Origin of the sequence: Rhizobium ecuadorense, from assembly GCF_001187535.1 — a bacterium.
In the GTDB taxonomy this organism is placed as follows: Bacteria; Pseudomonadota; Alphaproteobacteria; order Rhizobiales; family Rhizobiaceae; genus Rhizobium; species Rhizobium ecuadorense.
This window is the reverse complement of the sequence record NZ_LFIO01001654.1, coordinates 1-272: the sequence shown is the minus strand read 5'-3', so window position 1 is coordinate 272 and position 272 is coordinate 1. Positions and strand designations below refer to the sequence as shown.

1 protein-coding gene is annotated in these 272 nt (G+C 64.3%); it reads right to left on the bottom strand.

Features of this window, described 5'->3' with window-relative positions:
• The coding region (locus AF337_RS32900) for an acyl-CoA dehydrogenase family protein (protein ID WP_160320403.1) at positions 1 to 197 on the bottom strand (197 nt) is incomplete at its 3' end.
• Positions 198 to 272: the final 75 nt, after the last annotated feature.

Below are 272 nucleotides of genomic sequence, written 5' to 3'. Positions count from 1 at the left end.
GCAACCACACCGGTATCAGATCCCCCATAGGCTTCCGGCACCAGCATGCCGAGCAGCCCGAGTTCGCCCATCTCCTTCAATTCCTCGCGTGGGAAGAGATGCTCCCGGTCGCGTTTGGCCGCCCCCGGCGCCAGCCGGTCGCGGGCAAAGTCGCGGGCGAGATCTGAGATCTGCTGCTGGAGGTCGGAAAGGATCATCTGTTCTCTCCCTTTCCTATTGCCGTTCGATGGCAACGGCGGTCGCCTCGCCGCCGCCGATGCAAAGCGTGGCCA